Source organism: Ensifer sp. LC163 (genome assembly GCF_001695855.1).
In the GTDB taxonomy this organism is placed as follows: Bacteria; Pseudomonadota; Alphaproteobacteria; order Rhizobiales; family Rhizobiaceae; genus Ensifer.
Map to the genome: position 1 here is coordinate 120,423 of NZ_MBSS01000034.1, position 13,069 is coordinate 133,491.

11 protein-coding genes are annotated in these 13,069 nt (G+C 63.0%); 9 read left to right on the top strand and 2 right to left on the bottom strand.

Annotation, left to right across the window (positions count from 1 at the left end; genetic code table 11):
- Window positions 1–57: 57 nt before the first annotated feature.
- From infB to BC360_RS23200, 9 genes are all read left to right on the top strand, one after another.
- Window positions 58–2,757 (top strand): translation initiation factor IF-2, encoded by a 2,700-nt coding sequence (gene infB, locus BC360_RS23160; RefSeq protein ID WP_065784886.1) that lies wholly within the window; start codon window positions 58–60, stop codon window positions 2,755–2,757.
- Window positions 2,758–2,830: 73 nt separating this feature from the next.
- Window positions 2,831–3,238: a 30S ribosome-binding factor RbfA gene (gene rbfA / locus BC360_RS23165; protein ID WP_065784887.1), complete on the top strand. Its 408-nt coding sequence runs from the start codon at window positions 2,831–2,833 to the stop codon at window positions 3,236–3,238.
- Between the two features lie 8 nt (window positions 3,239–3,246).
- Window positions 3,247–4,182 carry a tRNA pseudouridine(55) synthase TruB gene (gene truB / locus BC360_RS23170; protein ID WP_065797051.1) on the top strand — a complete coding sequence of 312 codons (936 nt, stop codon included), beginning with the start codon at window positions 3,247–3,249 and terminating at the stop codon, window positions 4,180–4,182.
- Between the two features lie 211 nt (window positions 4,183–4,393).
- Window positions 4,394–6,109 (top strand): sensor histidine kinase, encoded by a 1,716-nt coding sequence (locus tag BC360_RS23175; RefSeq protein WP_065797052.1) that lies wholly within the window; start codon window positions 4,394–4,396, stop codon window positions 6,107–6,109.
- A gap of 35 nt (window positions 6,110–6,144) precedes the next feature.
- On the top strand, window positions 6,145–6,486 hold the full coding sequence (locus BC360_RS23180) for an SH3 domain-containing protein (protein ID WP_065784889.1): 342 nt from the start codon (window positions 6,145–6,147) through the stop codon (window positions 6,484–6,486).
- Window positions 6,487–6,656: 170 nt separating this feature from the next.
- Complete coding sequence (rpsO, locus tag BC360_RS23185) at window positions 6,657–6,926, top strand: 30S ribosomal protein S15 (protein ID WP_025425494.1); 270 nt, start codon at window positions 6,657–6,659, stop codon at window positions 6,924–6,926.
- Window positions 6,927–7,284: 358 nt separating this feature from the next.
- Window positions 7,285–9,426, top strand: a complete 2,142-nt coding sequence (gene pnp, locus BC360_RS23190) for a polyribonucleotide nucleotidyltransferase (protein ID WP_065797053.1) — start codon at window positions 7,285–7,287, stop codon at window positions 9,424–9,426.
- An 83-nt stretch (window positions 9,427–9,509) separates the two neighbouring features.
- Complete coding sequence (locus BC360_RS23195; RefSeq protein ID WP_065784891.1) at window positions 9,510–10,526, top strand: class I SAM-dependent methyltransferase; 1,017 nt, start codon at window positions 9,510–9,512, stop codon at window positions 10,524–10,526.
- Window positions 10,527–10,723: 197 nt separating this feature from the next.
- A complete protein-coding gene (locus tag BC360_RS23200; protein WP_083222699.1) occupies window positions 10,724–10,939 on the top strand; it encodes a hypothetical protein in 216 nt (71 codons plus the stop codon).
- A 70-nt stretch (window positions 10,940–11,009) separates the two neighbouring features.
- Here BC360_RS23200 and fabI read toward each other — a convergent pair whose 3' ends face one another.
- Both fabI and fabB read right to left on the bottom strand, forming a co-directional pair.
- A complete protein-coding gene (gene fabI, locus BC360_RS23205; protein ID WP_065784893.1) occupies window positions 11,010–11,816 on the bottom strand; it encodes an enoyl-ACP reductase FabI in 807 nt (268 codons plus the stop codon).
- Between the two features lie 4 nt (window positions 11,817–11,820).
- Entirely contained in the window at window positions 11,821–13,044 is a 1,224-nt protein-coding gene (fabB, locus tag BC360_RS23210; RefSeq protein WP_065797055.1) for a beta-ketoacyl-ACP synthase I, read from the bottom strand.
- Between the last annotated feature and the right edge of the window lie 25 nt (window positions 13,045–13,069).

The window sequence follows — 13,069 nt, forward strand, 5'->3', positions numbered from 1 at the left end:
TTGGAAGACAGGGTCAGGTGATACGCATCCGGCCCTGATCGCTAGGAACGGAACGGAATGACCGACAACAACGACGACAAGACAGGCAGCGCAGCAGGCAAGAAGACGCTGACCCTGAAGCCCTCCGGGGTTTCGCAGGGGACCGTGCGTCAGGACATGGGCCGTGGCCGCACCAAGGCGGTCGTGGTCGAAACCAAGAAACGCCCCTTCCACCGCCCCAAGGATGAGCGTCCGATCACGCCGGTGGCCGCGGCTCCCGCGGCACGGCCGGTCGAACAGCGCCCGGCTCATCCGCAGCCTTCCGGCCGCCCGGCCCCGCAGCCGCAGCAGCACCAGACGCGCCAGGAAGCCAACCAGGCGAACCGTCCGCGCGTCGGCGTCGTTCTGAACCAGCTTTCCGCCGGTGAGATCGACGCGCGCCGCCGTGCTCTGGCCGAAGCGCAGATCCGCGAAGCCGAAGAAGCGGTCATCCGCGCCGAGAATGAAGCACGCCGCAAGCGTGAGGAAGAAGCCCGTCTCCTTCAGGAGAAGGAAGAAGCCGCACGCCGCGCCGCCGAGGAAGCAGCCCGCCCGGCTGTCGAACCCGAAGCCAAGGCCGAAGAGGTTGTCGAAGAGCGCCCCGTGGCTGCTCGCGCACCTGCAGCCGCTGAGCGTCGCGTCGACAATCGCCCGCAGGCCGGACGGCCCGCTGCCCCGGCAGCAGCCATTCCGACGCCGGCACCGGCCGGTGCTCTGCGCGGCCGCAAGGTTGACAACGAAAAGGATGACGATCGTGGCCCGCGCCCCGGCGCAGGTCCGGTTCGTGGCAAGGTCGTGCGTCCGGAGCCGGCAAAGCCGGTAACGCGCCCGAAGGGTGACGATGGTCGCCGCCAGGGCAAGCTGACGCTGACCACCGCTGCCGACGAGGATGCCGGCCAGCGCGCCCGTTCGCTGTCGGCGATGCGTCGCCGTCAGGAAAAGTTCAAGCGCAGCCAGATGCAGGAGACCCGCGAGAAGATCTCGCGTGAAGTCGTTCTGCCGGAAACCATCACGATTCAGGAACTGTCGCAGCGCATGTCCGAACGCGCCGTCGACGTCATCAAGTACCTGATGAAGGAAGGCCAGATGATGAAGCCCGGCGATCTGATCGACGCCGACCTGGCTGAACTCATCGCCGGCGAATTCGGCCACACCGTGAAGCGTGTTTCCGAGTCCGACGTCGAAGAAGGCATCTTCAACGTGTCCGACATCGAGGAAGAGCTGGTTTCGCGTCCGCCGATCGTCACGATCATGGGTCACGTCGACCACGGCAAGACCTCGTTGCTCGACGCCATCCGTCATGCCAACGTGGTTGCCGGCGAAGCGGGTGGTATCACCCAGCACATCGGCGCCTACCAGGTAGAGCAGAACGGCAACAAGATCACCTTCATCGACACCCCCGGCCACGCGGCGTTCACCGCCATGCGTGCTCGCGGTGCGCAGGCGACCGACATTGCCATTCTGGTGGTCGCGGCCGACGACAGCGTGATGCCGCAGACGATCGAATCCATCAACCACGCCAAGGCGGCTGGTGTTCCGATCATCGTGGCGATCAACAAGATCGACAAGCCGACGGCCAATGCCCAGAAGGTTCGCACCGAACTTCTGCAGCATGAAGTCTTCGTCGAATCCATGGGCGGTGAAGTTCTCGACGTCGAGGTGTCGGCGAAGAACGGCACCAACCTCGACAAGCTCCTCGAAGCGATCCTGCTCCAGGCGGAAATCCTCGACCTCAAGGCCAATCCGAACCGGACGGCCGAGGGTACGGTGGTTGAAGCCGAACTCGACCGTGGTCGCGGCGCCGTCGCAACCGTGCTCGTTCAGAAGGGCACGCTGCGTCCGGGCCAGATCATCGTTGCCGGCGATCAGTGGGGCCGCGTGCGCGCTCTGGTCAACGACAAGGGTGAACACGTCAAGGAAGCGGGTCCGTCGATGCCGGTCGAAGTTCTCGGCCTTTCGGGCACGCCGGCAGCGGGCGACAAGTTCGCCGTCGTCGAAAACGAAAGCCGCGCTCGCGAGATCTCGGAATACCGTCTGCGGCTCGCCCGCGACAAGGCGGTCGCCCGTCAGTCCGGTTCGCGCGGTTCGCTCGAGCAGATGATGACCCAGCTTCAGAGCTCCGGTCTCAAGGAGTTCCCGCTCGTCATCAAGGGCGACGTGCAGGGTTCGATCGAAGCGATCGCCGGTGCGCTGGAGAAGCTCGGAACCGACGAAGTGCGTGCGCGCATCGTCCATTCGGGCGCCGGTGGTATCACCGAGTCGGATATCTCGCTGGCCGAAGCATCGAATGCCGCCATCATCGGCTTCAACGTTCGTGCCAACAACCAGGCCCGTTCGGCAGCCGAGCGTGCAGGCATCGAAATCCGCTACTACAACATCATCTACGATCTGGTGGATGACGTTAAGGCGGCGATGTCCGGTCTGCTTTCGCCCGAGCGTCGTGAAACCTTCCTCGGCAACGCCGAGATCCTGGAGGTGTTCAACATCACCAAGGTCGGCAAGGTCGCGGGTTGCCGCGTCACCGAAGGCAAGGTCGAGCGTGGCGTCGGCGTCCGTCTGGTTCGCGACAACGTCGTTATCCACGAAGGCAAGCTCAAGACGCTCAAGCGCTTCAAGGACGAAGTCTCGGAAGTCAACGTCGGTCAGGAATGCGGTATGGCGTTCGAGAACTACGAAGACATCCGCGCAGGCGACACGATCGAGTGCTTCCGCGTCGAACACATCACGCGGACGCTGTAAGATCCGTCCGATTAGAAATTGTGCGGGCGCCGGGTTATCCTTCGGCGCTCGCATTTTTTTGAGGTATTGACCAATGACCAGAGCCACATCCTCTGCCCCATCCCAGCGCATGCTGCGCATCGGTGAACAGGTGCGCGCCGCGATCACGCAGGTTCTGCAGCGTGGCGAAGTCCGCGATCCCGTCATCGAGAAGACGCTGATCGCGATCTCCGAAGTGCGCATGTCGCCCGACCTGAAGATTGCGACCGCCTATGTGACGCCGCTCGGCGTTCCCAACCATGCGGAAGTCATCGACGCACTGAACCGCAATGCCAAGTACATTCGCGGCCGGCTCGGACCCCAGCTTCGCCAGATGAAGTACATGCCCGACGTTCGTTTCCGCGACGATACGAGCTTCGACAACTACAAGAAGATCGACGCCCTCCTTCGCTCACCCGAGGTGAGCCGCGATCTCGATCCGAATACCGACGACGAAGAATAGAAGAGTTCATGTCCAAACCGCGTAAACCCAAGGGCCGCCCGATTTCCGGCTGGCTGATCCTCGACAAGCCGCTCGATTTCGGCTCGACCGAAGCCGTTTCCAAGATCAAGTGGCTGTTCAAGGCACAGAAGGCCGGCCATGCCGGCACGCTCGATCCGCTGGCTTCCGGCATGCTGCCGATCGCCCTTGGTGACGCGACCAAGACCGTTCCCTATGTCATGGACGGCCGCAAGATCTACGAATTTACCGTCGCCTGGGGCGAAGAGCGCTCGACCGACGACCTCGAAGGGCAGGTGACCCATTCATCGGCCGAACGCCCGACGGAAGAGGCGATCCGCGCCCTGTTGCCGAACTATACCGGCGTCATCAGCCAGGTGCCGCCGCAGTTCTCGGCGATCAAGATCGACGGTGAACGTGCCTATGATCTCGCCCGCGACGGCGAAACCGTCGATATTCCGGCGCGCGAAGTCGAGGTTTTTCGCCTGACACTGCTGGGTGCCACCCCCAATCTCGCCCAGTTCGAAATCGAATGCGGCAAGGGCACCTATGTCCGCTCGCTCGCCCGCGACATGGGCCGCGATCTCGGCTGTTTCGGGCACATCGCCTCGCTGCGGCGCACCTTCGTGGCGCCGTTCGGTGAAGACGACATGGTGCCGCTTGCCGATCTGGTCGCGCTGGAAAAGATCGAAAGCGACGACGAGCGACTGGCGGCGCTTGATGCCTTTGTGATCGAAACCGGCGAAGCGCTGTCCAGCCTGCCGCATATCGCCGTCAACGACGACCAGGCGCACAGGCTGAAGATGGGCAATCCCATTATCCTTCGCGGTCGCGATGCGCCTTTGGCAACGCCCGAAGCCTATGCCACGGCCCGCGGCAAGCTGATCGCCATCGGCGAAATCGCCGAGGGCGAGTTCCGTCCGAAGCGCGTCTTTGCCGTCGGCTGATCTCTTCGGTTCCAGCATTTGCGTTTGCCGCATCGCTGACGCATGATCCCGCCCAAGGGCTTGCGGCCGTTTCGAAACGGTCTCGTTTCCCGGTCGCAGGCGGCGTTCGCCTGCGATCCCTCCGGCCGCTCCGATGACGGCCGCAGTTCGGCGGTCGTCAGAACTGCGCGTCCTGCTCGATGCGCGGCTCGATGGTTGAGAGGCGGTGCAGTTGGCGCAGGTTTCGCAAGAGGGAAGGAAGCGTACCGTGGGTCGCGTGGCGGCAGGTCTCGATCTCATTCGCCACCGCCTGACGCGGCCTTTCCGCTTCTACCTGACATCGCTGCTGCTGATCGCGATCGTTCCCGCATTCATCTTTTCACTCGTGGTGCTGAAGCGAAGCGTCGACGCGCAGGAGCAGGTCATCACGGCGCTGCTGCAGGCTTCGACCGGCTCGGTGACCCGCATCGTCGAGCGCGATGTCGAGGGCATGCTGACGACGCTGAAGGTACTGTCGACCGCGCCAGCGATGGAGGGCGGCGACATGGAGGCCTTCTATCGCAGGGCTTCGACGGCGCTCGCCGACACCGACTCCTACCTGATCGTCATCGACCGCAAGCACAATCAGCGCATGAACACGCGGGTGCCCCTCGGCACGCCGCTCGCCAAGGCCTCCGATCCCGCCTCCGTCGAGCGGGCTTTCACCAATAATGGCGCGCCGCTGGTGTCGAACGTGTTCTTTGGCCAGACGGCCGAAAAATGGGTCTTCAACGTTTATTTGCCGGCGAAACTTCCAACCGGTGAGGAATATCTGCTCACCCTGACGCGGAACGCCGAGAGCATGGCAAAGGCCGTGAACCGCGAAACCCTGTCGCCGGGGTGGAATGCCGCTCTGGTCGACGGCAACGGCAAGGTCATCATTTCATCGGATGCCGGGGTCAAGGCGGGTGAACCGTTCTTCCTCGACAAGGTGCCGGCGATCAGCATCGGCGTGCGCAACATTACCGAGAACGGTACCGCCTATCGGGTGGCAACGGAGTTTTCCGTCGTGACCGGCTGGCGGATCATCGCCTGGGCGCCCCGCGCCGCGGTCGATGCGCCGGCCGTCTGGTCGTTTCTGTGGCTGTCGCTCGGCGGCATCATCTTTGCCGGCATTGCCATTGCGGGCTCGCTGGCAATCGCACGGCTGCTGTCGCAAGGGGTCAAGCTCGTTGAACTCGACGCACGCCGCCTCGGCGCCGGCGAGCGCATCGAGCCGCGCCCGCATATGATCGCCGAAGTCGAAACCGTATCCGCCGCACTTGCCAAGGCCGCGGCGTCGCGCACCAAAGCCGAGAGCGAGATCCGCTTCCTCATGCGCGAGGTTGCCCATCGCTCGAAGAATCAGCTGACGGTGATCCAGTCGATGCTGAACCAGTCGGTGCATTCGGCCGAAAGCGTTGCCGACTTCGCGGAATCCTTCCGCAGGCGCATTGCCGGCCTTGCCCGCTCGACCGATCTGATGATCGCCAACGCGGCCCAGGGCGTCGACTTCCGGGAACTCGCGCAGAACCAGTTGCAGCCCTTCACGCCGGATGATCCCAAGCGCGTCGTCCTGTCGGGTCCCGCGTTGCGACTGGACACCCAGATCGCCCAGACGCTCGGCATGGCACTGCATGAGCTGGCGACGAACGCCACAAAATATGGCGCGCTTGCCAATACCACCGGCGTCGTCAAGCTCAGCTGGTCGCTGTCCGACGAGGGCATAGCCATTCGCTGGCGGGAGGAGGGCGCCGACATCGCCGCCGCGACGACCCCGAGCCGCAAGGGATTTGGAACTCTGGTGCTGGAACGCATGCTCGGCATGGCGTTGAAAGCCGAACTTGAACGGATCATCCATCCTGACGGCATCGAGTGGCGGATCAACATCCCCAGGGATGCGAAGGACGGCGACGACGCAGAGCCTTGAGGGTCATACGGGTTCGTTTTTCAAAAGGAGCGGAAATGCAGGTACGGACAGTTCGCATCGGCATTCTCTCAGGCGTGTTGAGCCTGATGGCCGTCGCCCCCGCCGCCGGCGGGGACATCGCCTGTGTCGTCGCAGATCCGACCGGCACGCCGCTCAATGTCCGAACGGAGCCGAATGGCCGGATCGTCATGACTTTGGCCAATGGCAGCAAGGTTCGCCGCGTCGGCGAACGTCGGCATGGGGGCAAGGGCTGGGCGCTTGTTTCGAGCGACGCCGGAGAACTCGGCTGGGTGTTTGCCGCCTATCTCGACTGTGTTCCGATCGACGGCGACCAGCTGAAGTCGGCGCCGATGCGGCCACGACCGTCAGGTAATTGAGAGGCGCCCGGCCATCGCCCCGGGGCCATTTTCATGACCCTTTCCTTTTTGATCCAATTCGGTTATAGGCACGCCAGCAAAAGGCGCATGCCCGTTGCATTCACGGCCGCAGCTGGACGACATCCCGGCTGAAGGCGTCCCTAAATCCTCGAAATCGAAAGGATCATCCGATGTCGATTGCTGCAGAGCGTAAGGCTCAGCTCATCAAGGAATATGCAACCGTTGAAGGCGACACCGGTTCTCCGGAAGTCCAGGTTGCTATCCTGACGGAACGGATCAACAACCTGACCGAACACTTCAAGGGCCACAAGAAGGATAACCATTCCCGCCGTGGTCTTCTCGCGATGGTTTCCAGCCGTCGTTCGCTCCTCGACTATCTGAAGAAGAAAGACGAAGCGCGCTACACCAAGCTGATCGGTGCCCTCGGCATCCGTCGCTAAGCGACTTGCCCGGCGGACCGCTTGCGGTCCGCCGGCCTTTTTTATTATGGGGCGCAGAGCGCTCAGGAAATGAACTCTCCAAAAGCGCACTAGGCGCACACAAGGAGAGGTATCCAGCGGGCCGGATGGGCCGGATCCGCGGATCAACCGATGGCCCGTCATGGGGCAGGATTGCAGGATGCTTCGGCGCCTGCTTGCAGAACCCGCTGCGGGGCAGCCAGGTTTTGCAAAGCGGAAAGCGGCCGGTCTCTTTTGAAGCCTCCCGTTGTCTTGCCCGTGATGCGCCATACCAGGCGGTTTTTCGACCACCCGCGCTGCAACAGCCGCGGAAAGGTCTGCCGCACACGAAGGACAGAACATGTTCGATACCCATAAGGTTGAAATCGAATGGGCTGGGCGTCCGCTCAAGCTCGAAACCGGCAAGGTCGCCCGTCAGGCTGACGGCGCCGTTCTCGCCACCTACGGCGAAACCGTCGTTCTCGCCACCGTCGTTTCGGCCAAGTCGCCGAAGCCGGGCCAGGACTTCTTCCCGCTGACCGTCAACTACCAGGAAAAGACCTACGCTGCCGGCAAGATCCCGGGTGGCTACTTCAAGCGCGAAGGTCGTCCGAGCGAAAACGAAACGCTGGTTTCGCGTCTGATCGACCGCCCGATCCGCCCGCTTTTCCCCGATGGCTACAAGAACGACACCCAGGTCATCGTCACGGTCATGCAGCATGACCTCGAAAACAATCCCGACATCCTGTCGATGGTTGCAGCTTCCGCTGCGCTGACGCTGTCCGGCATCCCGTTCATGGGGCCGATCGGCGGCGCGCGCGTCGGCTACATCAACGGCCAGTACGTTCTCAACCCGCATCTCGACGAGATGGACGAATCGACCCTCGACCTCGTCGTTGCCGGCACGCAGGAAGCCGTGCTGATGGTCGAGTCGGAAGCCAAGGAACTCGGCGAAGACATCATGCTCGGCGCCGTCGTGTTCGGCCAGAAGGGTTTCCAGCCGGTCATCGACGCCATCATCAAGCTGGCTGAGGTTGCCGCCAAGGAGCCGCGCGAATTCGAACCGGAAGATCATTCCGCGCTTGAAGCCGAAATGCTCGGCATGGCCGAAGCCGAACTGCGCGATGCCTACAAGATCACCGAGAAGGCTGCCCGCTACGCTGCCGTCGATGCCGTCAAGGCAAAGGTGAAGGCACACTTCTTCCCGGAAGGCGCAGAGCCCAAGCACACGGCTGAAGTCATCGGTGCCGTCTTCAAGCACCTCCAGGCCAAGATCGTTCGCTGGAACATCCTCGACACCAAGAGCCGCATCGACGGCCGCGATCTCGAAACCGTTCGCCCGATCGTCTCGGAAGTCGGCCTTCTGCCGCGCACCCACGGTTCGGCGCTCTTCACCCGCGGTGAAACGCAGGCGATCGTCGTTGCCACGCTCGGCACCGGCGAAGACGAACAGTATGTCGACAGCCTGACCGGCATGTACAAAGAACGCTTCATGCTGCACTACAACTTCCCGCCCTTCTCGGTCGGCGAAACCGGCCGCATGGGCTCCCCGGGCCGCCGCGAAATCGGTCACGGCAAGCTCGCCTGGCGCGCTATCCGCCCGATGCTGCCGGAAGCCGAGCAGTTCCCCTACACGCTGCGCGTCGTTTCCGAGATCACCGAATCCAACGGCTCGTCGTCGATGGCGACGGTCTGCGGCACGTCGCTTGCTCTCATGGATGCAGGCGTTCCGTTGGCAAAGCCGGTTGCCGGTATTGCCATGGGCCTGATCAAGGAAGATGAGCGCTTCGCCGTTCTCTCCGACATCCTCGGCGACGAAGACCACCTCGGCGACATGGACTTCAAGGTTGCCGGCACCGACGCCGGCATCACCTCGCTCCAGATGGACATCAAGATCGAGGGCATCACCGAAGAGATCATGGGCATCGCGCTCAACCAGGCCAAGGGCGGCCGTCTCCACATCCTCGGCGAAATGGCGAAGGCCATCTCCGAAAGCCGCGGCCAGCTGGGCGAGTTCGCACCGCGCATCGAAGTCATGAACATCCCGGTCGACAAGATCCGTGAAGTCATCGGCTCGGGCGGCAAGGTCATCCGCGAAATCGTCGAGAAGACCGGCGCCAAGATCAACATCGAAGACGACGGCACCGTGAAGATCGCTTCCTCGTCGGGCAAGGAAATCGAAGCGGCCCGCAAGTGGATCCACTCGATCGTTGCCGAGCCGGAAGTCGGCCAGGTCTACGAAGGCACGGTCGTCAAGACCGCCGACTTCGGCGCCTTCGTCAACTTCTTCGGCGCCCGCGACGGCCTCGTCCACATTTCGCAGCTCGCCTCCGAGCGCGTTGCCAAGACCACCGACGTCGTCAAGGAAGGCGACAAGGTCTGGGTCAAGCTGATGGGCTTCGACGAGCGCGGCAAGGTTCGCCTTTCCATGAAGGTCGTCGACCAGGCGACCGGCAAGGAAGTTGCTGCAGAAAAGAAGGGTGACGGCGAAGCCGCTGAATAAGCGGCCTCTGCCCGAACGCATTCGGGGCGCGGAGCGGATCGCTCCGCGCCCTTTTCTTGTACGAAGATCGACGGAAGAAACCGATGAGCCGAGACGCATTGAAGACCCTGTTCCACCCGTTCGAAACCGGGGTTATCGACCCGCCGGGCGAGGGCGAGCGTGTGCTCTTCCTCGGCGCTGAGGCGGGCTACAGGCTGCCTGAGGGCTTCGGGGCGTCGATCGCTGCCGTCCAGCCGCTAAGGCCGCTCTATCGCGCCCTGGAGGCTATGCGCGCCGATGTGGCGCCTGCGGTCACGGGTGAGGACTATGATGTCGCCTTGATCCTGTGCGGCAAGCACAAGGGCGAAAACGAAGACCGTATCGCCGAGGCGTTGAAGCGCACCCGCGATGGCGCGCTCATCGTCGTTGCCGGCGGCAAGGAAGACGGTATCCAGTCGCTGAGAAAGCGCATCGCCAAGTTCGAATGGGATGGCGATCACCTACCGAAGTATCACGGCGTCGCCTTCTGGTTCACGCGGCCCGACGACGTTACCGACGCCGTGCAGAAGCTTGCCAAGGTGCCGGTCCGGGTCGACGGCCTGTTCGAGGCTTCGCCTGGCATGTTCTCGCACGACCGCATCGATGCCGGTTCTGAACTGCTCGCCTCGCGCCTGCCGCGCGATTTCAACGGCCATGCCGCCGATTTCGGCGCCGGCTGGGGCTATCTCGCGGTCAAGCTTGCCGAAGCGTCGCCCGGCACGAAGGGTATCGACCTCTTCGAGGCCGATCACGATGCGCTTGAGGCGGCCCGCGTCAACATGATGGCGAACGCTCCGCGCATGCCGGCGCGCTTCTACTGGTTCGACCTGACGAGCGAAGACCCGCGCGACAAATACGACCTGATCGTCATGAACCCGCCGTTCCACGAGGGCCATGCCGCCGAACCGGCACTGGGCGTGGCGATCATCAAGGCGGCCCACAAGGCGCTCAAGCAGGGCGGCAAGGTCATGCTGGTAGCCAATCGCGGCCTGCAGTACGAGCAGGTCTTGGCCGAGACCTTCAAGGAATATGGCGAGACCTGCCGCAATGCGCGCTTCAAGGTTCTCTGGGGCAAGCGCTGAGCGCTCATCTGTTCCTCTGATCAAGTGAAGAGGCCGGGCCAAGCGCTCGGCCTTTTGCATTTCTGCGGGGGGCGGGATCGGCAGCCTACCCTCGAAATGCCGTTGCCATCGGTCGCGAACAGGCACACGATAAGGCGTCAGTCGGTATTTCCTATCGGAGGTGCGGTGCTATGCCATTCGGGCCAGGAAGGTCACCTTTGACCGAGGACGTGGCGGAGGTGATCGCCAAGGACATCAAGCAGGCGGAGGGACATAGCGCGACTTCGGAAGTGCCGATGCCGTTTCTGAAAAGCCTCTACCACCTGCCGCTGATCACAAGTCCCATTCGAAAGACGCACGCCTGCTTGATGTTCGGCGTGGCCGCCATCGGCCTTGCCGCCGTCCTGCTGCTGTCGGGATTGCTGACGGTCTGACGACGATCCATGAAAAAAGCCCATGGACCGGATGATCCATGGGCCTTGATGAGATTGCCGTCGTCGTTTGTTATTCGGCGTCGGCGGTCCTGAGCGCGTCAAGTGCCGGCATGGAGGTGATGTTGTAGCCGGAGTCCACATAATGGATTTCGCCGGTGACGCCGCGCGACAGCTCGGAAAGCAGGTAGAGCGCCGAGTTGCCGACATCGTCGATGGTGACGGTGCGTCGAAGCGGCGAATTCTTCTGCTGCCAGGAGAGCATGGCCCGGGCATCGGAAATGCCGGCGCCTGCAAGCGTGCGGATCGGGCCGGCGGAAATCGCGTTGACGCGGATGCCGCGCACGCCGTAGTCGGCCGCAAGGTAGCGCACGGAGGCTTCCAGCGCCGCCTTGGCAACGCCCATGACGTTGTAGTTCGGCATGACCCGAACGGAACCGCCATAGGTCAAGGTCAGCATCGAGCCGCCGTCGTTCATCAGTTCGGCCGCGCGCCTGGCGATCTCGGTGAAGGAGAAGCAGGAGATCACCATGGTGCGGCTGAAGTTGTCGCGGCTGGTGTCTGCGTAGAGGCCCTTCAGCTCGTTCTTGTCGGAGAAGCCGATGGCATGGACGATGAAGTCGAGCTTGCCCCAGCGCTCCTTGATCGCCGAGATGACCGCATCGACAGAGGCGATGTCCTCGACGTCGCAAGGCAGCAGGAAGTCGGAGCCGACTTCGGCTGCCAGCGGCTTCACGCGCTTGCCGAGCGCTTCGCCCTGGTAGGTGAAGGCAAGTTCCGCGCCCTGCGCTGCCAAGGCCTTGGAGATGCCCCAGGCAATGGAGTGGTTGTTGGCCACACCCATGATGAGGCCACGCTTTCCGTTCATCAGTCCCGTCATCGTGTTATCCGTTGTAGCGCTGGAAGACGAGCGTCGCGTTGGTGCCGCCGAAGCCGAACGAGTTGGACAGAACCGTATCGATCTTGGCGTTGTCGATGCGCTTGCGCACGATCGGCACACCGTCAAATTCCGGGTCGAGTTCGCTGATATGGGCGCTCTCGCCAATGAAGCCACCCTGCATCATCAGGAGACCGTAGATCGATTCCTGGACGCCGGCAGCGCCGAGCGAGTGGCCGGTGAGCGACTTCGTCGACTGGATGTGCGGGATCTTGGAGCCGAACACTTCGCGGATGGCGCCGATTTCCTTGCTGTCGCCGACCGGGGTCGAAGTGCCGTGCGTGTTGATGTAGTCGACGTCGCCCTTCACGCTCGACAGCGCCTGGCGCATGCAGCGGATCGCGCCTTCGCCTGATGGGGCGACCATGTCGTAGCCATCGGACGTTGCGCCGTAGCCGACGATTTCGGCGTAGATCTTGGCGCCGCGCGCCTTGGCATGTTCCAGCTCTTCGAGCACCAGTACGCCGGCGCCGCCGGCAATGACGAAGCCGTCGCGGCTGACGTCATAGGCGCGCGAGGCGGTCGACGGCGTGTCGTTGTACTTGGAGGACATCGCGCCCATGGCGTCGAACAGGTTGGACATCGTCCAGTCCAGGTCCTCGTGGCCGCCGGCGAACATCACGTCCTGCTTGCCCCACTGGATCATCTCCGCGGCATTGCCGATGCAATGGGCAGACGTCGAGCAGGCCGACGAGATCGAGTAGTTGACGCCGTGGATCTGGAACCAGGTCGCAAGCGTGGCCGAGGCCGTCGACGACATCGCCTTCGGCACGGCAAACGGGCCGATGCGCTTGGGGCTGACGTTCTTGCGGGTCACTTCCGCCGCCTCGACGATGGTGCGGGTGGACGGACCGCCCGAGCCCATGATGATGCCCGTGCGCTCGTTGCGGGAAATGACCGCTTCCTCGAGACCGGAATCGGCGATCGCCTGCTTCATCGCCACATGGTTCCAGGCGCCGCCCTGCGACAGGAAGCGCATGGCGCGCCGGTCGACGAGATCGGTCGGATCGAGCGTCGGTGCACCCCATACCTGGCACTTGAAGCCGTTTTCGGCAAAATCGGGAGAAAACGTAATGCCCGATTTGGCGTCGCGCAGCGATGCCGTGACTTCGTCGGCATTGTTTCCGATCGAGGAAACGATCCCGAGGCCCGTGACAACAACCCGTCTCATGGTAATGACCTTTTCTTTATCTCAT

Coding starts and splice junctions, on each gene's coding strand:
- infB (WP_065784886.1), top strand. CDS start 58: ATGACCGACAACAACGACGACAAGACAGGCAGCGCAGCAGGCAAGAAG.
- rbfA (WP_065784887.1), top strand. CDS start 2,831: ATGACCAGAGCCACATCCTCTGCCCCATCCCAGCGCATGCTGCGCATC.
- truB (WP_065797051.1), top strand. CDS start 3,247: ATGTCCAAACCGCGTAAACCCAAGGGCCGCCCGATTTCCGGCTGGCTG.
- BC360_RS23180 (WP_065784889.1), top strand. CDS start 6,145: ATGCAGGTACGGACAGTTCGCATCGGCATTCTCTCAGGCGTGTTGAGC.
- rpsO (WP_025425494.1), top strand. CDS start 6,657: ATGTCGATTGCTGCAGAGCGTAAGGCTCAGCTCATCAAGGAATATGCA.
- pnp (WP_065797053.1), top strand. CDS start 7,285: ATGTTCGATACCCATAAGGTTGAAATCGAATGGGCTGGGCGTCCGCTC.
- BC360_RS23195 (WP_065784891.1), top strand. CDS start 9,510: ATGAGCCGAGACGCATTGAAGACCCTGTTCCACCCGTTCGAAACCGGG.
- fabI (WP_065784893.1), bottom strand. CDS start 11,816: ATGACGGGACTGATGAACGGAAAGCGTGGCCTCATCATGGGTGTGGCC.
- fabB (WP_065797055.1), bottom strand. CDS start 13,044: ATGAGACGGGTTGTTGTCACGGGCCTCGGGATCGTTTCCTCGATCGGA.